General features: G+C 40.7%; 22 protein-coding genes and 1 pseudogene. 5 read left to right on the plus strand and 18 right to left on the minus strand.

What is annotated here, in order from left to right:
• The first annotated feature begins 66 nt into the window (after window positions 1–66).
• Entirely contained in the window at window positions 67–225 is a 159-nt protein-coding gene (locus AYJ08_RS23970) for a hypothetical protein (protein WP_197490632.1), read from the plus strand.
• Between the two features lie 162 nt (window positions 226–387).
• Window positions 388–2,235: a metallophosphoesterase gene (locus AYJ08_RS11725; RefSeq protein WP_064017872.1), complete on the plus strand. Its 1,848-nt coding sequence runs from the start codon at window positions 388–390 to the stop codon at window positions 2,233–2,235.
• 208 nt (window positions 2,236–2,443) lie between these two features.
• On the opposite strand, the gene AYJ08_RS23975 is transcribed toward AYJ08_RS11725, so the two are convergent.
• The 4 genes from AYJ08_RS23975 to AYJ08_RS23990 all read right to left on the minus strand — a co-directional run bounded on the left by AYJ08_RS23975 (window position 2,444) and on the right by AYJ08_RS23990 (window position 5,739).
• The gene (locus AYJ08_RS23975; protein WP_197490634.1) at window positions 2,444–2,632 is read right to left on the minus strand and encodes a hypothetical protein; all 189 of its coding nucleotides are present in this window, start codon (window positions 2,630–2,632) and stop codon (window positions 2,444–2,446) included.
• Between the two features lie 59 nt (window positions 2,633–2,691).
• Window positions 2,692–4,017 (minus strand): alpha/beta hydrolase, encoded by a 1,326-nt coding sequence (locus AYJ08_RS23980; RefSeq protein WP_231929091.1) that lies wholly within the window; start codon window positions 4,015–4,017, stop codon window positions 2,692–2,694.
• Complete coding sequence (locus AYJ08_RS23985) at window positions 3,983–5,509, minus strand: GMC family oxidoreductase N-terminal domain-containing protein (protein WP_064017873.1); 1,527 nt, start codon at window positions 5,507–5,509, stop codon at window positions 3,983–3,985. Before AYJ08_RS23985 ends, AYJ08_RS23980 begins: the two co-directional genes overlap by 35 nt.
• Window positions 5,510–5,604: 95 nt before the next feature.
• Window positions 5,605–5,739, minus strand: coding sequence for an NAD(P)-binding protein (locus AYJ08_RS23990; protein ID WP_231929092.1), 135 nt, complete (start codon window positions 5,737–5,739; stop codon window positions 5,605–5,607).
• 228 nt (window positions 5,740–5,967) lie between these two features.
• Between AYJ08_RS23990 and AYJ08_RS24915 the strand changes: the two genes are divergently transcribed.
• Both AYJ08_RS24915 and AYJ08_RS24920 read left to right on the plus strand, forming a co-directional pair.
• The gene (locus AYJ08_RS24915) at window positions 5,968–6,036 is read left to right on the plus strand and encodes a hypothetical protein (RefSeq protein WP_369799680.1); all 69 of its coding nucleotides are present in this window, start codon (window positions 5,968–5,970) and stop codon (window positions 6,034–6,036) included.
• 20 nt (window positions 6,037–6,056) lie between these two features.
• Window positions 6,057–6,248, plus strand: coding sequence for an aminoglycoside 6-adenylyltransferase (locus AYJ08_RS24920; RefSeq protein WP_064017874.1), 192 nt, complete (start codon window positions 6,057–6,059; stop codon window positions 6,246–6,248).
• Between the two features lie 202 nt (window positions 6,249–6,450).
• Here AYJ08_RS24920 and AYJ08_RS11745 read toward each other — a convergent pair.
• The 3 genes and pseudogenes from AYJ08_RS11745 to AYJ08_RS11755 form a co-directional block, all read right to left on the minus strand.
• Window positions 6,451–6,747: pseudogene (locus AYJ08_RS11745) on the minus strand (GNAT family N-acetyltransferase); the annotation flags it as partial.
• A 57-nt stretch (window positions 6,748–6,804) separates the two neighbouring features.
• Window positions 6,805–7,095 carry a hypothetical protein gene (locus AYJ08_RS11750; RefSeq protein ID WP_231929094.1) on the minus strand — a complete coding sequence of 97 codons (291 nt, stop codon included), beginning with the start codon at window positions 7,093–7,095 and terminating at the stop codon, window positions 6,805–6,807.
• A gap of 282 nt (window positions 7,096–7,377) precedes the next feature.
• Window positions 7,378–10,704, minus strand: a complete 3,327-nt coding sequence (locus AYJ08_RS11755) for a DEAD/DEAH box helicase (RefSeq protein ID WP_064017875.1) — start codon at window positions 10,702–10,704, stop codon at window positions 7,378–7,380.
• A gap of 236 nt (window positions 10,705–10,940) precedes the next feature.
• On the opposite strand from AYJ08_RS11755, the gene AYJ08_RS11760 reads away from it, so the two are divergent.
• Entirely contained in the window at window positions 10,941–11,753 is an 813-nt protein-coding gene (locus AYJ08_RS11760) for a MurR/RpiR family transcriptional regulator (protein ID WP_064017876.1), read from the plus strand.
• 96 nt (window positions 11,754–11,849) lie between these two features.
• Here AYJ08_RS11760 and AYJ08_RS11765 read toward each other — a convergent pair whose 3' ends face one another.
• The 11 genes from AYJ08_RS11765 to AYJ08_RS11815 form a co-directional block, all read right to left on the minus strand.
• Window positions 11,850–12,533 (minus strand): N-acetylmannosamine-6-phosphate 2-epimerase, encoded by a 684-nt coding sequence (locus AYJ08_RS11765; protein ID WP_197490641.1) that lies wholly within the window; start codon window positions 12,531–12,533, stop codon window positions 11,850–11,852.
• A gap of 29 nt (window positions 12,534–12,562) precedes the next feature.
• A complete protein-coding gene (locus AYJ08_RS11770; RefSeq protein WP_064017878.1) occupies window positions 12,563–14,104 on the minus strand; it encodes a PTS transporter subunit EIIC in 1,542 nt (513 codons plus the stop codon).
• A gap of 231 nt (window positions 14,105–14,335) precedes the next feature.
• A complete protein-coding gene (locus tag AYJ08_RS11775; RefSeq protein WP_064017879.1) occupies window positions 14,336–15,343 on the minus strand; it encodes a tagatose 1,6-diphosphate aldolase in 1,008 nt (335 codons plus the stop codon).
• A gap of 63 nt (window positions 15,344–15,406) precedes the next feature.
• Entirely contained in the window at window positions 15,407–16,147 is a 741-nt protein-coding gene (gene gpmA / locus AYJ08_RS11780) for a 2,3-diphosphoglycerate-dependent phosphoglycerate mutase (RefSeq protein WP_064017880.1), read from the minus strand.
• A 250-nt stretch (window positions 16,148–16,397) separates the two neighbouring features.
• Window positions 16,398–16,802 (minus strand): nuclear transport factor 2 family protein, encoded by a 405-nt coding sequence (locus tag AYJ08_RS11785; protein WP_064017881.1) that lies wholly within the window; start codon window positions 16,800–16,802, stop codon window positions 16,398–16,400.
• 45 nt (window positions 16,803–16,847) lie between these two features.
• Complete coding sequence (locus tag AYJ08_RS11790; protein WP_064017882.1) at window positions 16,848–17,498, minus strand: DsbA family oxidoreductase; 651 nt, start codon at window positions 17,496–17,498, stop codon at window positions 16,848–16,850.
• Window positions 17,499–17,820: 322 nt separating this feature from the next.
• Window positions 17,821–19,407 carry an acyl-CoA synthetase gene (locus AYJ08_RS11795; protein ID WP_369799679.1) on the minus strand — a complete coding sequence of 529 codons (1,587 nt, stop codon included), beginning with the start codon at window positions 19,405–19,407 and terminating at the stop codon, window positions 17,821–17,823.
• Window positions 19,408–19,558: 151 nt separating this feature from the next.
• Complete coding sequence (locus tag AYJ08_RS11800) at window positions 19,559–20,074, minus strand: hemerythrin domain-containing protein (protein ID WP_031415329.1); 516 nt, start codon at window positions 20,072–20,074, stop codon at window positions 19,559–19,561.
• Between the two features lie 146 nt (window positions 20,075–20,220).
• Window positions 20,221–20,817 carry a hypothetical protein gene (locus tag AYJ08_RS11805; protein WP_064017884.1) on the minus strand — a complete coding sequence of 199 codons (597 nt, stop codon included), beginning with the start codon at window positions 20,815–20,817 and terminating at the stop codon, window positions 20,221–20,223.
• 81 nt (window positions 20,818–20,898) lie between these two features.
• Window positions 20,899–22,020 carry a Ger(x)C family spore germination protein gene (locus tag AYJ08_RS11810; protein ID WP_064017885.1) on the minus strand — a complete coding sequence of 374 codons (1,122 nt, stop codon included), beginning with the start codon at window positions 22,018–22,020 and terminating at the stop codon, window positions 20,899–20,901.
• A complete protein-coding gene (locus AYJ08_RS11815) occupies window positions 22,017–23,120 on the minus strand; it encodes a GerAB/ArcD/ProY family transporter (protein WP_064017886.1) in 1,104 nt (367 codons plus the stop codon). The genes AYJ08_RS11810 and AYJ08_RS11815 overlap by 4 nt, the downstream gene beginning before the upstream one ends.
• Between the last annotated feature and the right edge of the window lie 3 nt (window positions 23,121–23,123).

Consider the following 23,123-nt stretch of genomic DNA (forward strand, 5'->3'; position numbering starts at 1 on the left):
AGTGAAACCTAGAACATGAAATAACTACATGTTTAGAAAGATCAAATCCGTAGGGTGGTGATCATAATGGACTCACGACAACGTTCCCCAAAGGAAGAACCAACGATAGCTCCAAGTATGAACGGTCATGATCCACTTGAAGAAAAAGCGAGCGCTGATGAGGTAGAAAAAGGAGAGTATACTTCAGTCACTAAGCTTTTTCTTGACCGCACTCCAGAAGATTAGAAACGGGCAACATGTCCGTTTTTTTTTTACTTCAGGGATATATTGGAAAGGATTGTTCTAGATAGCATAATGTTTACCTACTAGGCTGGTGTCCAAAGCTATCATTTTGCAGGTTATTACAATAACAATATCTGCATCATTCCCGAGGAGAATTAGATCAATATGAAGAAAAAACATGAGACATCCCCAAAAACTTCCTTTATCCCTCCATTAGCTGCTCGAATGCGATACGATCATACAGCCAGACCAGGCATGGTCAATTGGTACAATCCTAAGCAACTGATTGTAACAGGGATCAAAACATTGCTTTCGACACTATTTGGACTCTACTCGGATTTTAGATTGATCGAGGCTTATGGACAAAGCGCACCCCGTTTCGAAGATTACTCGAAAGCTATTAAACAGGATGAGCAAGGTAATTATGTAACAGACAAACAGGGCTTCTATTGTTTAGATGAGTCGCGTGAACGTGAAGAGGTATGGATTGATTATGTTAGTGACCTGGGTGATGGCTTCAATTCTACATACACAGTGGCCTACTATCTTTCGCGTCCGACATTGTGTCTAGAAGATAACGATTCTAATCATAGCCACATCACATCAAGAGGCAACATCTTAATTTTCGGAGGCGATCAGGTATACCCTACCGCTAATAAAAAGGCATATGAGACACGTTTAATTACACCCTATTATCTTGCTATGAGATACTCTGAGCATCCCCATCCCCAAGTATTTGCCATACCAGGTAACCATGATTGGTACGATGGACTTGTTGCATTCACAAGATTGTTCTGCTCTCGTAAGTGGTTCAATGGCTGGCAAGCACCACAGCAGAAAAGCTATTTTGCCATCAAACTCCCTCACCATTGGTGGCTGTTAGGCACAGATGTACAATTAAACTCTGATATCGATGGTCCCCAAATTAAATTTTTTGAAAGTATTGCCGAACAGATGCAAGAGGGTGACCGTGTTATTCTATGCAATGCAGAGCCCTATTGGGTTTCCTCTTCAAAATATGGAGAGTACGATCATACCTATAATGAAAACAATCTATTCTTTCTGGAAAAACTTTTGAAAAAACAAATACAGGTGTTCATTGCGGGTGACCAGCATCATTATCGTCGTTTTGAATTCGTCCCTGAGGATTCAAAGGGGAATCCTGACCATAGCAAAAAAGTAGTCAAAATAACTGCTGGTGGCGGAGGAGCATTCTTACATCCCACACACGACTTTAAAGAGCAATACATTAAGGAACATTTTTCTGAACAAATCACTTCAAAGGAAAAGCGGATTTTTAGACGAATGAAAGATTTCCCTGACCAGCAAAAATCCAGACAGCTTTGCAGAGGAAATCTTTTGTTTCTGGCCAAAAACAAAACGTTTGGCATCGTGACCTCTATTATTTACCTCATGTTAGCTTTTGCTGTCTTTGGGGTGGATAGCCCTTCTCCTCCAGATGGATCTTTTGGGGACTCTCTTGTGATAACAATCTATAAAGCAACCCACTCCATTCAGGCTATATTTTGGATGTTAATCATTGTTGGTGGCTTTTGGCTATTTACCGACACTCATTCTCGAAGGTATAAATGGATCGCAGGATGTATACATGGTTTAAGCCATATAACTGCTGCTCTACTAATCAATGGCGGGGTAATATTTTTGCTTAGATCGTACTTGAAATTGGATTGGGGCCCAGGGACTCTTGCTCTATACATGCTATTCATGGCAATTGGTGGGTGGGTAATCGGATCATCTTTAATGGGGCTTTATCTCTATATATCGTTAAATGTTTTCGGTCGGCACAGCAATGAGGCTTTTTCCTCTTTAAAGGTTGAAGACTGGAAAAACTTCCTTCGCATCCATATTGACAAGGAAGGAAACCTGACGATATATCCAATTGGCTTGGAGAAAATTGTTACCCATTGGAAACCAGCTCCCCTCACAGAAACAGGTCCATTGCTTGAGCCGGATGTCAAATATCCTGAGATTAGGAAGCTGTTCCTAAATTAATCGAATCTCCCATCATCATTTATCCGCGGACTTCAAGCAAATAACCCTTCGGCACATGCTTTTCTTATTATCCATGGCCAAAGGGTCATTTTTTTCTATCTATTTTTCTATCTATTTTTCTATCTTTTCTTTACCGTTATCTACTCTTGTTAAATGCTCCAGAATGTAGGGATAAACATCTCGTATGGCATTTTTTCCAAAAAGACAATCAATATGGCCATACTCTGGAATTATATGATGTTGATAGAGAGCTTCCATTCCTTTCACATAGCTCGTGATAGGTCTGTTCTGTCCCTTCTGGCGTGTTTACTTGGTTTTCTGCTCCATGAATTAAAGTGATGGGTATAGCTAAACGGTCTAAATGGTCCATATACACATCCGCTCCATCATGTCGCAATAATCTTCCCTCCCTAAAAATAAGAGCTACTTGCTCAAAGGCAGTAATATTAGCTCCACCTAGCATTTCATGAAGACATCATGTGTCGGTTCATTGAGCTGTTCATGCTCAAATAAAAGTCCGTACATAAAGGTTGCACGCCTACAAACAGGGCTGTGACATCTTTCCTCTAACGACAGAGGGTAAAGCTTCAAGGCTTGGTTATACATTACATTAAACCAATCGTCTTCAGTATCGTAATAAGCCTGTAAAGAGTCTATGCCAAGTTTACTAAGTAACGTAGGCAAGTATAGCCCTACTTTTAATCGGTTTAGGAGTGGCGGTTTAAAATGAGCAGCGATTTGGGATAAAATGATAGAACGAATTCCTTGAAGCCCATTTAGCATGGACATGGTAAAAGTTGCAGCACCGACGCAATGGGCAAGTACATCGATGTACTCGGCTCCAGTTACCGACTGGATTTTCGATATAGCAGCTGGATAATCAAATTTTGCAACAGCATCCAATGTAAATTGATTATGATGATATGGCAATTCGATACTGGCACGCCAATCCAGTAGCCATACATCATAACCATGCGCATAAAGATACTCCAATAGATTGGTTTCGATCGTATCAAGTGAAAAAATAATACTTGATACACCGAACCCATGAGTTAACATAATAGGTCCCTTATCCCCCCCTCGATACCGACTTAAGCGAAGTTCTACACCATCCCCAGTAACAAAGTAATGAATTTCTGGGGCTCCTGTACGCAATGAACGCTTTTTACGAGGAGGAGCTGTGGGATTAAATACATGCTCCTTAGCGAAAATACTTCCATATGTTTCATAAAGAGAGCCAGCAAAAAACGTTCCAAATCGGGCAATTGCCTTCATTTTTTCGATTTGATTGGTCTCATTTAGTATTCGGATCGTCGTTAATTGCTTCATAAAATCTTCTTTTTCCATCATCAAAATTCCTCGGCCAAGCATGGGAGCAGTATGATCCTCTCCATCATAAACAGAGATGTATAGGGTTGTGGTATCCGACCACATGTCTAGCTTCGAGTCATGTCTAATCTTTTTGAACCCCTCTATAAAATAAGCTTGTCCTTCTACTGAGCTCATACATAAGCGATACCACATCTCTTTGCTATCAGGGGTGGATGGATCATCTACAAGTAAATGAAATGTACCTTTATGTACGGTTAAAGGCTTATTGGATAAAGCAGGAGCCTCTACTATGCCGGTAACAGAAGCTTGATGTTCTTTCCTTTCCAGTAGTTCTTCTACATTGTCAGTTTGTATGGTTAGATTGAATATAAAAGAAGAATTTTGTTGCTTACCAATCTCATAGCCCTTGCGATAATCATCGAGCACCTTTTTTGCAAAATAACCTTTCATGGTCTCGATAAAGGATAACCCCATTGTCCCTTGATTTTTTTGTCTCAGACGGCTGCATTGAGAATTCATAGTCTATTTGTAAATTACGGTCTTTCGCTAGCAAGTAACAGATACGCTCCGCCAAGGAAGCAATGGTTAATAAGGGATTGACCCCAAGCGAACGTGGAATAATTGACCCATCGCAAACATACAAACCTTCGTGAACAGCATCCCCTTTTATTCCAGAAAATAGTTGTCCCTTATGGTTAACAGCGCCTTGCTCAGCACTATCTGCCATAATACAACCTCCTAAAGGGTGAACCGTTATCAAATCCTTGTCGAAGTATTTACTCCAAATGGGATTAATGACATACTGTCCTCCACCTAGAGATTCACTGGCCTTTTTTAAGGTTCTATTCACCGTTTCAAAAACAGCTTGCTTGCCTACGCCCTTCCAACGGACTCTTAGGCGATTATGTGTGTCATCTAGATACAATTGCCCATTCGCATCATCATGTGCCATGACGAGGTAGGTTTGTGTATTTCGGACAGCTCCGGTACGAGCCCCGCAAACAAGACTGATGAGCTCTCTTTCTTTTTCTTTTATATGATCCTCAATATGTAAGCTAAGCGGTTCTCCGAATTCCTTAGCCACTTTAGCTAAGTTCACAGGCAATAGATTGGCCAAAGGCGAGGGCAGATTTCCTTCCTCAATAACCATTCCATCTTCTAATACTGGCTGGTTTCGCATATCTATGATGCTTGTGATGCATGGTCCCACGGGCTCCATGTGTCGAGGATCTAAGAAACCGAAGCCTACCCCATTGATTTGGGTTTCTGTATTATAACTTAAAGCAACAGCATCCCCATTTTCGGTGAAATGTTTACCAATCTGATCGGATAGAGGTAATCCAGATTTTTTAGATCGCATCAAAATTTCTGTACTTCCTAAAGATCCTGCTGAAACAATAACGATATCTGCGGTCACAAATAAGGTATCTTGAGCATGCAGAAACTCACGGCCATCATGCAGGAGATTATAGTAAACGAAATGCTGCTTATCCTTTTGTTCAATATGAGAAACACTTACCTGAGTGAAAATTTCTGCACCGAAATTAGAAGCATCAGGCAAATAATTCATAGCCAACGTATTCTTTGCTGCATAATTGCATCCAGACACACAATCTCCACAGCATACACAAGGCTCCTGCTCAATACCTACATGGTTTTTTCCATCTTTGAACGCTTCAAAAGTAACTGTAAGCTCTGGCTTATAAAACGGATATCCCATATCTACCGTTGATTTTTCAAGTGCTTTTGCTTTTGCTAATACAGGATAGCTATCAGGATAAGCTCGTGGCATTAGCATCTCCCGGGCTCGGGTATACCCGTCCTCAATCAAGGTATGCACATCTTCACGAATTTGTTTTGGCCAACACGTACATTCAAATACGCGAGGTTCGGCTTTTATGGCAACGTTTGCATTTATTAATGATGTCCCCCCCCAAGCCACAGCCTGTTAGTACATTGATATCCTCGTCTACATGAAAGTTATATAACCCCGTAGAGGAGCCTATGGTAAATTGCGGTAACTGAATCGATAACTCCCTAACAAGCTTCAAATTCAGTATTAGGAAATTCCCCAGGACAAAATTCTTTTCCGCGCTCTAACAGGCAAACCTTTAGCCCAGAGCGAGCCATTCTAGAGGCTGCAATGCTCCCTCCATAACCAGAACCAATCACAACAACTTGATAATGAGGCTTTATTTCACTTGGAGATGAGGATAGCCGTTTGATTCAAATCCCTCCTATCATATTTGCATAACGCATAACGATTTCTTCTTATTATTTTTCATTTATTTACCCTTATATACAAATGACGGTAGAATTAATGGTACCCTGAGCATAGACAATCCGATACACCAAGCTATAAATAAACTCATTGATTCCTTTATTGAAGACTCTGAGTGGATTCATGTTTTTGGGGATCGAATTATTTTACAAACTCCTGAGGCTATGTCCATGTTTCCCTCTGAATAGGCAGGCGCTTCTCATACCTGATGTTGTTTACTGATGGAAACCGCATCGACCTGACCTTAATTCCACTAAGTGAAGCTGAGAAATATAGCAAGGAAGATAAGCTACTGCTCGTTTTAATGGATAAAGATAACTGCCTTCCTGAGGTCCCTTCTCCAACCGATGTAGATTATTGGGTAAAGCGTCCGTCAACTGCATTTTTTCCAATTTGCTAACAAATAGGCTTTAAAATTGCCCAAGGTACATGTAGAGGGCGGTATTTCTCCTCTATCACATTACAGGGCTTATGTTTGCGTTCTTTGTTTGTTACAAAAAAAATCTGCCGTATCGACAGATTCATTTTCGGTAATGTGCGAGCCAAAACTAAAGGCACTTCATTTCTATTATAGAAATGGTGGGTTACTGTTAGCCTCAAATTGCTTTTTCATTTACAAAGCTCCATAAAATGCTATCGTATCCCTGACCCTTATAGTCCCGATGCATGTACAGGAAATCGAGGCTATCAAGCTCTTTCCTCACAAATGAAAAAAGCCAATGACTCTGCCTTCCTTTTCTAGCACATATACATGTTTTTTCTATGTATGCTTGGGTTATGGTTAAGTCTTCTTTCCAAGCTAAAATAAACGCCTCGTCATAATCCCATGTTGCCTTTGAATCCAGAGCAAGTTGGCTTAGTTCCTCTGCTTCCGATAAAAGAGCCTCTCTAAGCATCATCACCCGTTCACCCACAGGTCTATCTTGTTCCTACACTCGACTAGAAACGATTCATCATCAGCTCAGTAGTTTCTTCCATAGTTCATCAAAGTCGCCATTTACTCGTAAATTTTTGAGTTCTTCATTAGTGCTTGCTATAGGTATGTCTCGCTTTGTTGCTATTGATCCTACATGATTTTTACAATACGTTGATCTAGCTATTATTTGAATGGCTTTGCTTTCTCGATTAGGAATCGCACACTGAATGTAAGAGGCATTTGCTTCACATTGAATACATGTTATGTTAGTTGGAATTAGTTGCAGTGGTTTTAATAGTTCAACGTTTACGTATGCTTTCTTGTCTGACATTTGATTCCTCCAATATTTCATTATGACTGTTTTATATTTGTATGATCTTACATTCATTCTATCCTTACATATTGTATGTCGGTATTGACAATAGTCTACTGTATGAGCATGTAACATTTGGAATTTATATAATCTTATATTATTATTCTTTATATGTAAAATAGGTGTTTTCATCATTTCTATTTTCTTCTTATCTCATAATCAATGATACGGAGTGTTTCTAGAAGTCCGTATCATTGATAGTTTGTAAAACACAAATCCTCTTCGTGCATACATATTTCATCAAATCATCAAAATCTCCCTGATTTCCTGCTCAGTTAAAGTAGATAAAGCTTCATGACCTGGCTGAATTACTTCCTCAATTAGATTTTTCTTTTTCTGCTGAAGCTCGTACATTTTCTCTTCCACTGTACCTTGGGTGACCAGACGTACCACCTGCACTACGTTTTTCTGTCCTATTCGATGGGCGCGATCAGCTGCTTGCTGTTCTACAGCCGGGTTCCACCACAGATCATAGAGAATAACCGTGTCTGCCCCGGTCAGGTTCAATCCAGTACCACCTGCTTTTAAGGAAAGAAGAAACAAATCTCGCTCCCCTTCATTAAACCTGTTACACAGCTCAACCCGTTCAGCAGTGGGTGTACTCCCATCCAAATAAAAGTACGGTACCCCCAAATAACCTAGCTCTCGACCAATTAATCCAAGCATCTGGGTAAATTGAGAGAACACCAGAATTCGTTTCCCAGCGCTTAGGCACTCTTGAATAACCTCTAGCAATTGTTCAAGCTTGGCGGAGCTTCCTGCGTAGTCCTCGACAAACAGAGCAGGGTGACAGCATATCTGGCGAAGCCGAGTCAAACCAGCTAGAATTTTAATCTTGTTTTTCTGAAAGCCATCCTCATCCAAATGTTTTAATGTCTCCTCCTGTAATTTTGCCAGATAGGCGACATATAATTTCTTCTGATCTGGTAGAAGCGCAGACGCTTGCAGTGATTCAATCTTTTCGGGAAGTTCCTTTAATACATCGGTTTTCAAGCGGCGTAATAAAAACGGTCGAATCTTTTTGGCTACCACTTCTTGCGTTACATTATGGAACGCCTTTCTATTCTGAAAGAGTTCTGGGAACACGGCGTCAAAGATCGACCACAATTCCTCCAGTTTGTTTTCCACAGGTGTTCCAGTAAGAGCAAAGCGATACTTGGCCTGAATCTCCTTTACTGCCTGTGCCGTCTGGGTGACGTAATTTTTGAAAGCCTGTGCCTCGTCCAAAATAAGAGTATGAAACATCGAGGCAGCATACAAATCAATATCCCTACGCAGTAGTGGGTAAGAGGTAATGATAACATCTGCCCCTGATGCTTCTCGTATGATGCTAGTGCGCTCCACTCTGCTGCCATCAGCGATGACAGTCTGAATCTCGGGTGCAAATCTTTTCAGCTCATTTCGCCAGTTGTACACCAAAGAAGCTGGGCAGACAATTAACACTGGCATTCCCTGCTCTCGGATCTCTGGCAGCACGGACACGATAAAAGCGATGCTTTGCAATGTTTTGCCCAGTCCCATATCATCTGCTAGAATACCGCCAAAACGATAGTGCGCTAACGTTTTCATCCATTGAAATCCATATATCTGGTAGTCTCGAAGTACACGAGCCAAGCTTTCGGGTACAGGAAAATCCAGATTGTCAGGATTTCGAATATTCTCTAAAAGACGTCGAAGCGATTTGCTCAGCTTGACGTTCTTGCCCCTTTCATGTGAATCAATCAAATGAAGTCCACGGACTAATGGAAGACGTAGATTCGCTTCCTTCCACTCCTCTTTTCGTATACCTAGCTCATTTATAAAGAGGGAGATCTCTTGGAACTCCACACTCTCCAACGGTAATAATGCTCCATTAGGTAATCGATAGTATTTTCGCTTCTCTTCAAGCGATTTCAGTAGCTTTCGAATGTCTGAATCAGGTATTCCAGCCATATCAAAATTAAATTCAAGCCATTGCATTCGGTCATCTACATCTACTGTTATCTTAGGAGGAGTATGCCAAGCGTGAAGTCTTACTTTTACTGCTGTGGTTGCATATACCTTTAAGAGCTTCTCTAGCACGGGAATGACATGGTATAAAAATTCATATTCCGCCTCTTCATCATCCATAAAATATCCTGCTTCCGTCTTCACAAAGGAGCTTTTTTCCATAAGCTCCAGAATTCGTTGCTCCTGATCACCATCCCTCATGAGAATCGGATCAGTATCTTTTTTCCGGCTAGTAGTCTCCAAAGGGTTGATGATAATATCGCCATATTGAAATTCAAGACCTGCAAGCAATCGATCTCTCACTCGGTCTAGGTATAGCCTTGCCTGTAACGGTGTTTGTACGATTTTCTCAGAAACAGCTTGAGCAATATGCACACTTCCTAGCTTTATCAGACCAGGTATAACCTTTTCCATAAAAGGTTCCATTTGCTCTGGCTGAATCTGAACTTGATTCCTGTGAGATGGATCAAGCATTCTTTTTAGTTCAAGGAGACGCTTGCACTGTTCCTGCTGTAGCTTTATAAGCTTTCCATCTGAGAGGACTACTTCATATGATTCCATGATGGTGAGCTTATCTAAGCCCCGAATATCCAACTGATAGCCTGTAGACTGCGCTTGGTCGAATTCAAATTGCAGAGGTAATGGCCCATCGGATAAATGGATACCATCAAGCAGACGATCTCCCTGCTCAAGCTTTACCAATGGGGCCTTCATAAGCAAGGTTAGAAGAGGCTCCCATGAAAAAGGAGGAATCAAAAGCATCCGATCACCGCTCTTACTATTAGCATGGACGGAAATATTCCATGTATCTTGAAACATTCTTTCGTTCTTACTAATTTGGACTAATTGCTGAAGAACTTCATCGTTTTCTTTTTGAAAGCTATGAAGCTCAGGATCATAGGCAAAGTGTTTCGAGAAAATAACCCCTTCACGACGATCCATTCGATCAAGAAATTCTCTTATATTTTTAACAACATAGAGTCGTTTTGGCCCTAATTTAAGCTCTAGACCAAACATGTACCTACCATAACCATAATGGAAGGGTCTACAAATAAACTCTACGTCAAGAACCTCCCTTGTATCTAGGAGTGCACGCGTACTGCTTGGACGCAACGATTGGCGGCTAAATATCTTCAGCATCTGTTTTGCCATTTGTGCATCTGGATCAGAGAACATTGCAGGCCGCTCCAAAGAATCGGCAAATTTTGCTCTGGTATACTCGCGCCCCTCAGCTATCTCCTCTCTAACCAGTATCTGACTAGCATTGATACGATTAAATGGTCTGCTACTATCCTGATTACTATCCCGTATACTTAACAATACAGCAGCAATATGCTGACAAAATTTATCGTACGAAGAAAGGGTAGGACAAGTGCATTCCGCACTCACTTCCCCTCTGTTTAATGTAACAGTAACCTGGTAACCGTTCCCCGCATTTACCGTTGCTTGATAGCTTTGTTGATCTGGGCCATAATGCGTAATCATCACCTTTCCCGTTCGATAATATGCGTCACCTTTTTCGTAAGAGACCTGACCGCACAAGGTTTTAATGATCCTTCGACTCAACTGAAAGCTCATTGTATTGTTCCTTCCTTTTGCATGTTAATTTACTCTATCCGGTTTTACTTTCGTACCTATGATAGCAGAATCAGCTCCAAATAAGAAAAGGTTCCTTGAGAACAAACTTCTTTTGCTACTAGAATCGAAAAAAATGTTCCTTCTGCAAGACAAGCCCTAGTTAATATGTTTTGTCCAAATGTAAATCAAACAGTATAATGAAAGTATTTCAAGCATGAGAGGAAGGTGCCCGGCTTTTGTCTACAGCAGGAGTCTTCGAACGTATTCAAATTAATTTTCACCTGCTATCTTCTAAGGAAAAAGAAATTGCAGAGTACATCCGGAAGCATAAGGATCTGATGTTAAATATTAATATTAAAGAATTAGCACAGAAAGTAGAAACATCCACTTCAACCATCACCCGGTTTTGTAAGAAGATTGGTTGTAATAATTTTGTCGAATTTAAAATCATGTTAAGTCGTGAGGTTGCTCCTGCAGAAACAAGTGAAAATACATTTGCTCAAGTAGGAAATACCTATTTGCAGATCATCCAGTCTACGATTGAAATGATTGATCCAGCGATTATCAAACAGATTGTTCAATTGATTATAGACTCACGGGTTATTCACATCTATGGGATCGGCAGCTCAGGCTTGACCTCTCTGGAGATGAAAAACAGATTGGTACGGTTTGGCTTGCTGGTCGATGCGATTATTGATCCTCATATGATGCTGATGGATGCTTCGCTTTTAACCAGCAATGATTTGGTCATTTGCCTGTCAAATACGGGGCTGACACGTGAAGTCATTGATGCTGCTAGGGAAGCTAAGTCGCATGAAGCCACTGTCATTAGCATCACAAACTATAATCACACGCCCCTCACCGATACCTCTGATATAGTCCTGTTCACATCCACCCTTCGACGAAGTGATGAATTACAATTGGTGCAAAGCCAGCTTGCATTCTATTTCATCATTGATGTCATTTCGATGCTGTTAGCCGAGGATGCTGATTTATTGGCTAAACGCCAAGAAACATTGCGCGTTCTTTACCAGCATAAACAAGGATAATCTTTGAAAAAAAGAAGGCTTTCACCAATTGGCGAAGCCTTCTTTTTTAGACTCTACATCTGCCTTTCTCTTCCTAATAGAAAGATAGCGCGATTATTATGCTTTCGCAAGCTGATCAACAAAACGCTTTGTAATCTGCTGCGGACGCGTTATAGCCCCTCCTACAACTACAGCATAAACTCCTAGCTCTAAGCAGCGCTTGGCCATATCAGGAGTTAAGATATTTCCCTCCGCAATGACTGGCACAGAAACACATGCAAGTATTTCCTGCAAAAGGGAAAAATCGTTATCGTACAGCCTTTGCCCGATACTCTGAGGGGTGTAGCCAACGAGAGTAGTAGAGACAAAATCAAAACCAAGCTCCTCTGCCTTTTTCGCTTCTGCCAAGGTAGCAACGTCCGCCATTAGCAATTGGGACGGGTATTTCTCTTTTACTTCCTGAACAAATCGTTCTAGTGTTTTCCCGGCTGGTCGAATTCGATCAGTCGCATCTAGCGCAATAATTTCGCAGCCTGTCTCGACTAGCTCATCTATTTCTTTCATGGTTGGAGTGATATAAATTTCTGAATCGTCGTAATCGCGTTTGACGATTCCCATAATTGGTAGCTTGACCTGATTTTTAATTTCTGCAATATCTTCCCGCGTATTGGCACGAATACCAATGGCACCGCCTTCCTCAGCCGCCCGTGCCATTCTCCCCATGATAAAAGCGCTGTGCAAGGGTTCATCAGGCAAAGCCTGACATGATACGACCAAGCCATGCTTAATTTGTTCTTTTATTACTTCATTTGTGATCTCATTCACGGTACCTACACTCCCAATGTTTCTTCAATTTCATTTTTAATGATAGTCACATGTGGTCCATAAATAACTTGAACGCCGTTTCCCTTCAAAATGACACCTTTTGCTCCTGTCTTCTTCAGCTCTTCTTCAGACACTTTTTCACCGTCAAAAACGGTCATACGCAAGCGAGTCGCGCAGCAATCCACATCTTTAATATTTTCGCTTCCACCTAAGGCTTCAATAATAGTAACGGCACGACTTGTTTGTGCTCCATCCGTTTCAGCCTCATTTAAACCCTGATCAGTTTCACGTCCCGGGGTTTTAATATTAAATTTCTTAATCGCAAAGCGGAAAGTGAAGTAGTACAAGAAGAACCAGAAAACACCAATTATCGGAACATATAACCAGTTTGTTTTGGCAGTACCTTGCAGAATTCCAAACAGAACAAAGTCAATAAAGCCACCAGAGAAGGTTTGACCAATCGTAATCTGGAAAATATGAGCCATCATAAACGCTAGACCATCAAAGAATGCATGCACAGCATATAAAGCAGGTGCGATGAACAAGAATGAAAATTCGATCGGCTCCGTAATTCCTGTCAAAAAACAGGTTAGACCCGCCGAAAGCAGTAGACCGGCAACTTTTTTGCGATTCTCTGGCTTCACGCATTGATACATGGCGAGTACCGCTCCCAATAGTCCAAACATCATGGTGATAAAGCGTCCTGACATAAAACGAGCCGTTCCGATATAAAATTGCGTTGTGTTTGGATCAGCCAATTGGGCAAAGAAAATTTTCTGGGTTCCTTCCACTAATGTTCCATTAACAACCAATGAACCGCCAAGACCAGTCGTCCAGAATGGCATGTAGAAAATATGATGCAGGCCAAAAGGACCTAGTAGACGAAGAATAAATCCATAGAAGAATGTTCCAATGTATCCTGTTGATTCAACGAAGCCACCTAGTTTGAAAATTCCTGATTGAATAGGTGGCCATACAAGAAACATCGCTACTCCCAGCAAAATAGAGGCAAATGAAGTAATGATAGGAATAAAACGTGAACCACCAAAGAATCCTAAAAATTGAGGCAGTTCAACCTTGTTGTACCGATTATGCAGAAGGGCTGTTAAAACACCAACAACAGCACCTCCGAAAACCCCAGTTTCTAATGTTTGAATCCCAAGCGTCATTCCCTGACCAACGGCTGCCAAATTCTCAGTTGCTAACTTGCTCGTAATAATGAGCATCGCGTTAATAGTGGCGTTCATAACTAAATACCCTAATACTGCTGCTAATCCAGCGGTTCCTTTATCAGAACGAGCCAAACCTACTGCAATCCCAACAGCGAAGATGATAGCTAGGTTAGCAAACACAATAGAACCCGCTGAACTCATAATGGTGAAAATGGCTTGTAACCAAGGTACATCTAAAAATGGATACGCTACCAATGTATTGGGATTTGACAAGGCTCCTCCAATACCAAGTAATAAACCTGCTGCAGGAAGAACAGCGATAGGCAGCATGAATGATTTCCCAAAGCGTTGTGCTTGTTCAAAGAATCCGCTCATTTTCTTCTCCCCAGTTCTATGATGAAAATTATTTTCGTTTTAATTTTAAATTAAGGTAATTATTTTCGTCAAGGTATTTTTGTAATCGTTCTCATGATTCCCCAATCCTCTCTTTTTTCTTACGTACAAAGACAAAAAAACCAGTACACTCCTGTTTTGGCAGCAATGCACTGGTTCTACTCTTTTTTATTCTATCTATGTTTAGTTCTCCTTCACAAAGCGGTAGCTGAACTAGTCTATAATTTGGATGTCTTCTGCTTTTCCATAAATGGACCACCATGGAGAAGCTTTATCTAATAATTCGTTTAAATGATCAATATTATACTTCCCTTTGGTTTGTAGCCACTGACGCAATCCCTCTTCTTCTCCTTCTCCATAAGCAGCTACGCCGTCAAACCAAGTAGCCCGTCCACAAAGTACACCGCAAAAGGCAGACTCAGCTTCGATCGCGAACTCAATTGTTTTCCGGAATAATTCCGATGTAACGCCTGCACTTAAATAGATAAAGGGTAGGGTAGCTAGGTCTGAAGCTTCTTTAAAATGTCTGGCAGCTTCCTCTCTCGTATAGGCATGCTCTCCCTCTGCAAATCCCTCAACATAGTTGAAGTTAACAGGAACCTCTACCTTTAATACATCAATCCCGTAACGTGGCTTCGAGAATTCTTGGATGGATGCCTTTACTTTAACAGGCTTTATTTTTGCAAACTCGATGCTTTTTGTGTCTTCCACAAACTGATCATAAACAATGGGCTCCACAAAAAGCGGTATATCTACCGCTCTGCATTCCGCTCCTACTCTTTCTAGGAATGCATGCTTTTTTTCATTAATCTCAGTAGATTCGTCAGGATCATAGTAGACTAAAATCTTAACGGCATCTCCTCCCTGTTCTTTAATTCGAAGAGCAGACAAATCTTCTATCACATCTGGTAAACGCCCTGGTTCCGTAGCATCATATCCTGTTTTCTCATAAGAAAGCAACAATCCTGCTCGATCGTCCTTTGCTTGAATACCGTATTCTCCTGTTTCGAGGTCTAATAGGATCGCACTAACGTAAGGAGTTAATTCACGGGAAACAGCCTCTTTAAAAATCTTGACCTGTTCTATATGATATGAGTCTCCTTTGACTTTTTGAATCATTTTCTTCATAGAGCCCCTCTGGTCAATGGCTAAAGCAGCGATTACTCCTTTATCGTTCGATAACCTCTGTAATCCTTCAAATTTTCCGCGTTGCATCTTCATCTTACCTTCACTCCCTGCAATTCATTGTGGAAAAGTAGATACTCCAATGCCAAAAAATCTTAGTTAATGCATATCAATATGCTTGGGAACTTCGCCTTCAGGAACCTTGCCGTCCATACGTAAATAGTAATGATTAATTGGGTTTAATTGATCATCCAATTCATATACCAGCGGAATACCAGTCGGAATGTTTAAGCTTACAATACCGTCCTCAGAAATTTGATCTAAATATTTGATTAAGGCCCGAATCGTATTTCCATGAGCGGAGATAATGACCTTTTGGCCTTTTTTCAATGTAGGGGCAATTTCCGTATTCCAATAGGCTAAAACTCGTTTTTCGGTATCCTCAAGGTTTTCCGTTAGAGGAAATTCCCCTTCCTTTAACGCTTTATATTTTGGATGAGAGGCTTCAAAGCGCTCATCATCCTTTGTCAGAGCAGGCGGGCGTACATCGGTTGATCTTCTCCATAATTGAACCTGCTCTGCTCCATATTTTTGACTTGTTTCTGCCTTATTTAAGCCTTGCAAGGCCCCGTAGTGACGTTCATTTAATTGCCATGTTTTATGGACAGGAATCCACATGAGATCCATTTCATGTAAAACAATCCATAAAGTACGAATTGCTCTTTTTAAAACAGAGGTGTAGCCTACGTCAAACACATACCCATTTTTCTTCAGGATCATTCCTGCTTCTCTTGCTTCTTGAAGTCCATTCGTGGACAAATCCACATCTGTCCATCCTGTAAACCTATTTTCGAGATTCCATAGACTTTGTCCATGCCGAATAAGTACTAGTTTCATCATCACTGATACCCCTTTCTTCCCAAAAGGTCCTTTAGTAAGTAATCAGCCTGTCAGGTGTACATGAACGATTCTTTTCCTCAACTTCAAGCAAGGTTATTCATATGTAGTATAGCAATAAATTGGTATTTTATTTCCTGCGTGGAAACGACGAAAACGATATAAACAAATAAAAAAGGCAACTAGAACAATTGAATCCCTAGTTGCCTCAACTCCTTCTATATTGCTACCGCTGTTATTTACGGCTGATGATTTAAAAGGTCATAGCCTGTTGCACAACATGACTATCAACATATTGTTTAAATTTGATAATTTTCCCCTCATGAAGGTGATAAATGTGTACAAACTCTGCTTGAAACGCTTTCCCTGTGGCTTTATAGGTTCCAGAATAAACCCCTTCAACGATAATGATATCCTTCTCGCTTACTTCATGATAGGTGTGTACGCTTGCCTTGAAATCGTCCCATTCCGTTGCCAAACGGCTAAATACATTCTGCATGACAGCCTCTACACCAATGTATGTTCCACCATATGGAAAACCTGGTGCCTCCGTCCATTCTACGAAATCCGAAAGGGCTGCAAGCAAATGCTGAGCGTTAGAAGAAGATGGCCCCTCGTATGTTCTGCGAATGATTTCTAAGTTAGTTAGTTGACCCATATAAGTATCCTCCAGATTCAGATAAGCAAGTCTGATCTCAATCTATTAGCATTCTCCGTCCAAAGAGCATTGCAATCCATCAAACTCGTTTGTCTTATTTTTATCTAGTTCCTTATCAATAATTTTTGCTAAGGTTTCCTTGCTAGCTAATCCCTGTACCACTTCGTCACCAATCACGAGCGTTGGAACAGCCATAATTTGTGCTTCTTCATAGGCATGCTTTAATAGCTTCTGATGCACTTCTTTATATTTTCGTGTTACCAAGGCTTCCCTGCACTCATCCATATCAAGTCCAACTTCACCCGCTAGTTTTGTCAGCACATCAATATCTTCAATGTTTTGTTCTTCTTGGAAAAATGCTGTAAACACTCTATGGTGATACTCATTGCCTTTTCCCTGTTCCTTCGCGTACTGATAGGCTTCAAATGCCAAGTGTGTATATGGATGTGGTGAAACACGCGGCAAACGCATATCAACGCCTAGCTTTTTAGCAGTCGGCAGAATAAAGGAATCCCAGGAGCTAAGCTTGTCAGGCTCCTTCCATGGATCAATCTTTGAATAGGGACTTGGACGCAATTCGAATGGCATCCATTCTACCTCTACATCTTTTTCCTTCACGATCTCATCTAATGGGCCTTTTCCTAAAAAACAAAATGGACATATAAAATCAGAGTAAGCTTTAATTTTTATCGTCATCGCTACATTACCTCATCTTTCCATTTATAATCCTATTGTCATAACCATGCTAGTCATATAAAAAGATTCAAGAAATATACTATTCAACGACTGGGTATTCACAAAGAATGTTATACAGTACTTGTCGTCTTATTAACATGTAACAATTATAGTTACAACTAAAGTTTAAGTCAACCATTTTATACGATCCATTTTAGAATTACTAATACGTTAAAAATTTATCCTCATTCAGCCACATTTCATAATCGCCTCTCTCCTTACCTTTCCGCATATGAAAAAAAGCCTTTTCTCCGTTACGAAAAAGGCTTCCACACAAAGCTTATCAATGTAATTTTTCCATTTCACTCAACGTCTGATATTGTATGCGTAGCTCTCTTTTCAAAATTTTCCCGCCAGGATTACGTGGTAGCTGATCCGTGACCACAACAAATTTAGGCACTTTAAAGGAGGAGAGTCCTTTTTTACAAAATTGCAATAATTCTTCTGTTTCTATTTCTTCCCCTGCTTTCGCTACTACAATCGCTGTAACTGCTTCGATCCAATACGGATGCGGAATACCGATCACTGCCACCTCCGAAACCTTGGGATGCAGATAAATCCATTCTTCAATTTCACGACTAGCTACGTTTTCACCTCCCGTTTTAATCATATCTTTTTTGCGATCTACCACTGTTATATAGCCCTCTTCATCCATGCTACCGAGGTCACCACTATGAAACCAGCCACCTTGAAAAGCACTTCTCGTTTTCTCCTCATCCTTAAAATAGCCAAGCATGATATGACTGCTCCGATGTACAATCTCGCCGATATGGCCAATCGGTACTTCGTTTCCTGACTCATCAACAATTTTTGTTTCTACATGTAAGGCAGGCTTCCCAGCCGAGCCTGTTTTGCGAAGCTGATCATGTGGTTTTAATACGGTGGCTAGCGGAGCTACTTCTGTTTGTCCATAAAAATTATACAGCTTGCTTTGAGGTAAGCGCATACTAAGCTCTTTGATAATCTCTACAGGCATGATGGCAGCTCCGTAGTAGCATTTTTGCAAAGAAGATAAATTACGAGCTGCAAAATCCTCGGAACGCAATAAAGCTATCCAAACAGTAGGCGGACAAAAAAGCTGTGTTGCCCCGTATTGTTCTACCGTCTCAAGCATCAGTGCAGGTGTAGCATGTTCTAAAATAGTGCCGCTTGCGCCAACATATAAATGCGGACCTAAGAAACAATGAAGCTGGGCGGAGTGGAATAACGGTAAAGCATGAACCAAAATATCCTGCTCCGTCATATCACCATCTAAGATTACACTCATGTATTGCGCTATCAAGTTTTTATGAGTAAGCATCACGCCTTTTGGCTTGGACTCCGTACCACTTGTATACATGATGTGAGCGACGTCATCATCATCCAAGTTCACATCAGGCTCTTCTGTTGGTAAGTCAGTAATCATCGTACGCAATGGCATCCATTCCCGAATAGGATCGGCAGGGCTTGATATGATGGCTCGTAGTCGCAACTTACAGTTCGCAATCTCATTCGCTTTATCTGCTACAGCTAGGAATTCTGGCGCAGCAAAACAAGCCTGAATCTCTGCATGTCCCATGATATATGCAACATCCTCTACATTCAGCATATAGTTGATCGGGACCATAATAACTCCCGCTTTGGCTAAAGCGAACGTAACAATTACAAAGTCAAGTGAGTTACGGGATAGTACAGCAGCACGATCACCTACTTGCAGTCCCTTCGAGCAGAAGTATTGAGCTGTTTGGTTTATTAATGAATCGAGTTGTTGATAGGTAACCTCCTCCCTTTTAAAGCGCAAAGCTATTTTTTTCGGAAACCGGAGACTACTTCTTCTGATAATATCCCCTAATGTATTGCGGCGAGTTCGTTGAATTTCTCTCACTTCCATACCTCCCCACTATTTCTCTTTATTATATATGGGTTTGATGCGTTTTCAGAATGTTTCGTCATAAATAAAGCCGTTTCTTGTTCATGCACCAGTGACTGTCGCAGAGACTGCTCAGACGTTGAACAGTCTCCTTTATCCGATTTGGTTAACCCTATTTTTTTCTGTCTGCTTTCGTTAACTGTCTCTGCAACTCGTCCTTCTGTTCCTCTAATAGCAGTTGGTTTGCCATTGGAAAAAGAACCATCTCTTCTTTCATAAAGTGATCGGATAAAACTACGTAGGCTTTCGCTACAGGATCAGCCGTCATAATAGCTGAGTTCTTGTCAATCGTTACGCCTACTGTGCTCATTTTTTCTTTGAAATGTACTAAATGTTGTTTCGCTTCTCGGTGTTCCTCTTCCATGACTGCAATAGGTCCGTTCTCTCCACCCGTCAGCTCAAATATCATAGGGAAAAAAAAGGATTCTTCACGCTCGGCGTGCGTTTCTAGCATAAGCAAAAAACTGTCTACCTTTTCTTCTAATGAATGCAGACTCTGAGCATAGCTCTTCTCATCTCCTGTTTTCCCCATTGTAACGGCTTGTTCATACAACTCTTCCATTAATTGCCGGAGCGGACCATGCTCGTTCTTTAATTGTTCAAAAGCAGGTGATAAATCTTTATGCATGGCACTTTTCCTCCTTGTTTTCTCTGCTTCTAGTATACTTGTTTTTGCTAGAAATAGTGAGAAGTTGTAACGTTTTTACCAAAATAAAATAGGCACCTCCTTTTAGCCCCTCAAGAGATGCCTATATCCTTTTGGATCTTTACCGTTTACCTTGTACTCTCTTCTGCCTGATGGATGAATTGCTGTTCGACCAACTCCTGGTGAAAACGTAAAAAGTGTAAATAGACACGGACAGCCTCATCAAACCGCTCCATACGACTTTGTAATTGTTGCTGTTCACTAAGACCATAGAAGCGGCATTCGTGAACATGCATCACCCAGCGATCGAAGTCTCCCTTTCCAAACCAAATACGCTGATGAAAAAATTTTCTCATCATGTATAAAAATGATTCTTGGGAATAGTGATCTTGAAACTTTACGACTTGGTTCTCCCATTCAATTCGGACTTCCTCATGAAAAACGCTAAGGAACCATTTCATCGTACCTTCCACCAAAAGTCCGATATTCGTCCAAGCAAGTAATAAATCCCCAGGCTCTGTGCTCTGCATATTTAGCCAACGGTGCAGGCTTTTCGATAAACTAATCTGGCACAATAAGGTATCCGCCGTGATTAGATGAGCAGTAGACAGTTGTTTCGATCGAGGAGGAATGCTCCAACTTGCATGAATGCTAGTGTGTCGTTCAATTACTTCATCTACGACTTGTTCTAATGGCATTTGCTCTACTTGTTCCCATGACACCATAACACGTTCTCCCCCTCATCTGTTATAATACAGTTATTCTACTCGCTTTTCTCTGTTTTGTATAGCGTAACTATTGCCCTGTTATTCTTGAACCAATCCGTTGAAAATCACCCTAATTTCTGGCTCAATCATAATAGTTATTTTTGCAAGCGCACTTCCCCAATCCATCTGCATGTTTTTCCAATCCTGATAATAGTACGCTCTCATGTAATCTCCTAGACCTAGAGGATCTACTTTGTGCTGCTGGAGTTTTTTTATTACCTTCTCTGTTTCTTTTTTTACTGCCTTTTCAAGAAACTTTTCAATTGATTGCATGGTGTTCTGCGCAGGAAATAAATTTACGCTTTCATTCAGGTTCGCATCCATTTTTAGCTGGATTTTATAGTAGAATTGATTATCCTTTTTTACTAGCTTCACCTTTCGAGTCACACGTTCAAAGGTGGCGCTTATGATTTTGCTGTCAGCTTTATTTTTTGTTTCCTTCAGGGGTAACGTCAGGGAGAATAAGCCTTTATGCAAGCGTTGAAGCATATGCATAATCGTAGTCTCCTGAAGAGAAAGCGTCGTTACAGCCTTTCCTTGCTGATTTAATAAAGCGGTCCCTTTTATCTCCAATTGATTTTTTTCTTTACGGACAACTCCAATATAAGGTGTAATCGTCTTCTCCATTACCGTCCATTGAAAATCGAGTAACGTAGAACGCGAAATCAGGTTACGCATTGCTGTCGAATCAATTAACTGACCAAGATATATGGGCAGACGGGGCTTGTTTTTCGCTTCGAACATAATCACATCCTTTACCTGCCCATCCACCATTAAAACATTCGCATTACTAGCACTAGTCACATCCCGATACAAAACATCTAATAAGGGAAACACATCATGCGACTCCAATAATTCCCTTCCAATCAAAACCTGCTGGAGTTTGGCAGTAGTTAAAAGTCCGATAGAGCTAGCATCAAAAAAATTACGTGCGTTACGAATACTATCTGCTTTAACTTCATGTGTTTCTACTTTTTTAGATGCATCTTCATTAAAAACAGGACTTACTGAATAGTAATAAAGATTTTTTCCTTTTTTATCCAAACCAAGTGTTAAATTAAACGTTGCATTCTCAATATTGATCCGTTGCGAGCATCCACTCATCAAAAAAGAGAGCAGAACGATCCACAGAAACATGTGAACGTAATGCTTGTTAATCATCTCTCTCGCCTCCTCTGTATGACCTTTTGAAATAGGACCAGATACAGTAAGAAAATTGGAGGGAACAAATAACTCACGAAATAGCTGAGTGGCTGTGCTATCTCTAAAAAATGACGGATTTCTAAAAAACTAGGCGAATATAAAAGCGAAATGACGATAAGACATCCTAACAAAATCAGAAAGTGTTTCTTCCTCATCTCAGCATGGAATAGATTCTCTACGGTATAGACAGAAAAATAGCTGAGGGTAATCCATGATATCGAAAGAACAAACAAATAAAACGACAAAAAAATGACTTCAAAACGCTCTAAAAACGGAAACTCCACTAGTTTTAATAAGGTAAGCGTGGGCCACATATAGTTAGCCACTTGTTCCTGTGAAAAAAAGAGAAAACAGATGATGGTGACAAACAACAAAACCAGCATCGAAACAGTATTGGCGATGAGAGCACCCGCTGTTGCTTTTGATTTATCCTTTAAGAAAGGATAGAAAAACATGATCATCTCAAAGCCCCAAAAGAAGGTAATGGCAGGCATGACACCTTTTATCACAGGTTCTAGTCCTTCTCGCATGATCGGAAGCAGATAGAATGGATTAGCATATTGTAAGGGAAAAATCAACAGCAAAGGCATCCACACACTTATCAAAATAGCAAATTGAGCATAGCGAACAATGTTTTTAAATCCATGAGAACACAGCATATAAATCGGGATAACAAATAAAATCATTAGCCAAAAGCTCGAAATTCTCTGTAGAACCCATACCTGGATTAAAAAAATGGAACCTGCTACTATCGCATAGGTAAACACGATGAGGTGGAGCGCTATCAAAAAATACATGAACCAGCCAACAATTGGACCGCAATAGATACGTAAAGACTGGAATAGCGTAAGTTCGGGATTTCTGGCCATCATTTTTGTGATAATGATGCTAGCGATACAAACAACGATCCAACTCAGCACAATAGATATCCAGCCATCGATTCCTACTTCACGTGCTAATTCTCGCGGAATATATAAAATCCCCAAACCTACCTGATTACCCGCAATTAAAAAAATATATTGATACAGCGTTATTTGATTATGCTTCACATAACCCATCTA

It is taken from the genome of Brevibacillus sp. SKDU10, from assembly GCF_001645205.1.
In the GTDB taxonomy this organism is placed as follows: Bacteria; Bacillota; Bacilli; order Brevibacillales; family Brevibacillaceae; genus Brevibacillus_B; species Brevibacillus_B halotolerans.

What these genes read in the sequence shown, in the direction of transcription:
- AYJ08_RS23970 (WP_197490632.1), top strand. Translation starts at nt 67, where the DNA reads ATGGACTCACGACAACGTTCCCCAAAGGAAGAACCAACGATAGCTCCA.
- AYJ08_RS11725 (WP_064017872.1), top strand. Translation starts at nt 388, where the DNA reads ATGAAGAAAAAACATGAGACATCCCCAAAAACTTCCTTTATCCCTCCA.
- AYJ08_RS23980 (WP_231929091.1), bottom strand. Translation starts at nt 4,017, where the DNA reads ATGAAAGGTTATTTTGCAAAAAAGGTGCTCGATGATTATCGCAAGGGC.
- AYJ08_RS24920 (WP_064017874.1), top strand. Translation starts at nt 6,057, where the DNA reads ATGTTGTTTACTGATGGAAACCGCATCGACCTGACCTTAATTCCACTA.
- AYJ08_RS11750 (WP_231929094.1), bottom strand. Translation starts at nt 7,095, where the DNA reads ATGTCAGACAAGAAAGCATACGTAAACGTTGAACTATTAAAACCACTG.
- AYJ08_RS11755 (WP_064017875.1), bottom strand. Translation starts at nt 10,704, where the DNA reads ATGAGCTTTCAGTTGAGTCGAAGGATCATTAAAACCTTGTGCGGTCAG.
- AYJ08_RS11770 (WP_064017878.1), bottom strand. Translation starts at nt 14,104, where the DNA reads ATGAGCGGATTCTTTGAACAAGCACAACGCTTTGGGAAATCATTCATG.
- AYJ08_RS11775 (WP_064017879.1), bottom strand. Translation starts at nt 15,343, where the DNA reads ATGAAGATGCAACGCGGAAAATTTGAAGGATTACAGAGGTTATCGAAC.
- gpmA (WP_064017880.1), bottom strand. Translation starts at nt 16,147, where the DNA reads ATGATGAAACTAGTACTTATTCGGCATGGACAAAGTCTATGGAATCTC.
- AYJ08_RS11785 (WP_064017881.1), bottom strand. Translation starts at nt 16,802, where the DNA reads ATGGGTCAACTAACTAACTTAGAAATCATTCGCAGAACATACGAGGGG.
- AYJ08_RS11790 (WP_064017882.1), bottom strand. Translation starts at nt 17,498, where the DNA reads ATGACGATAAAAATTAAAGCTTACTCTGATTTTATATGTCCATTTTGT.
- AYJ08_RS11795 (WP_369799679.1), bottom strand. Translation starts at nt 19,407, where the DNA reads ATGGAAGTGAGAGAAATTCAACGAACTCGCCGCAATACATTAGGGGAT.
- AYJ08_RS11800 (WP_031415329.1), bottom strand. Translation starts at nt 20,074, where the DNA reads ATGCATAAAGATTTATCACCTGCTTTTGAACAATTAAAGAACGAGCAT.
- AYJ08_RS11805 (WP_064017884.1), bottom strand. Translation starts at nt 20,817, where the DNA reads ATGGTGTCATGGGAACAAGTAGAGCAAATGCCATTAGAACAAGTCGTA.
- AYJ08_RS11810 (WP_064017885.1), bottom strand. Translation starts at nt 22,020, where the DNA reads ATGATTAACAAGCATTACGTTCACATGTTTCTGTGGATCGTTCTGCTC.
- AYJ08_RS11815 (WP_064017886.1), bottom strand. Translation starts at nt 23,120, where the DNA reads ATGGGTTATGTGAAGCATAATCAAATAACGCTGTATCAATATATTTTT.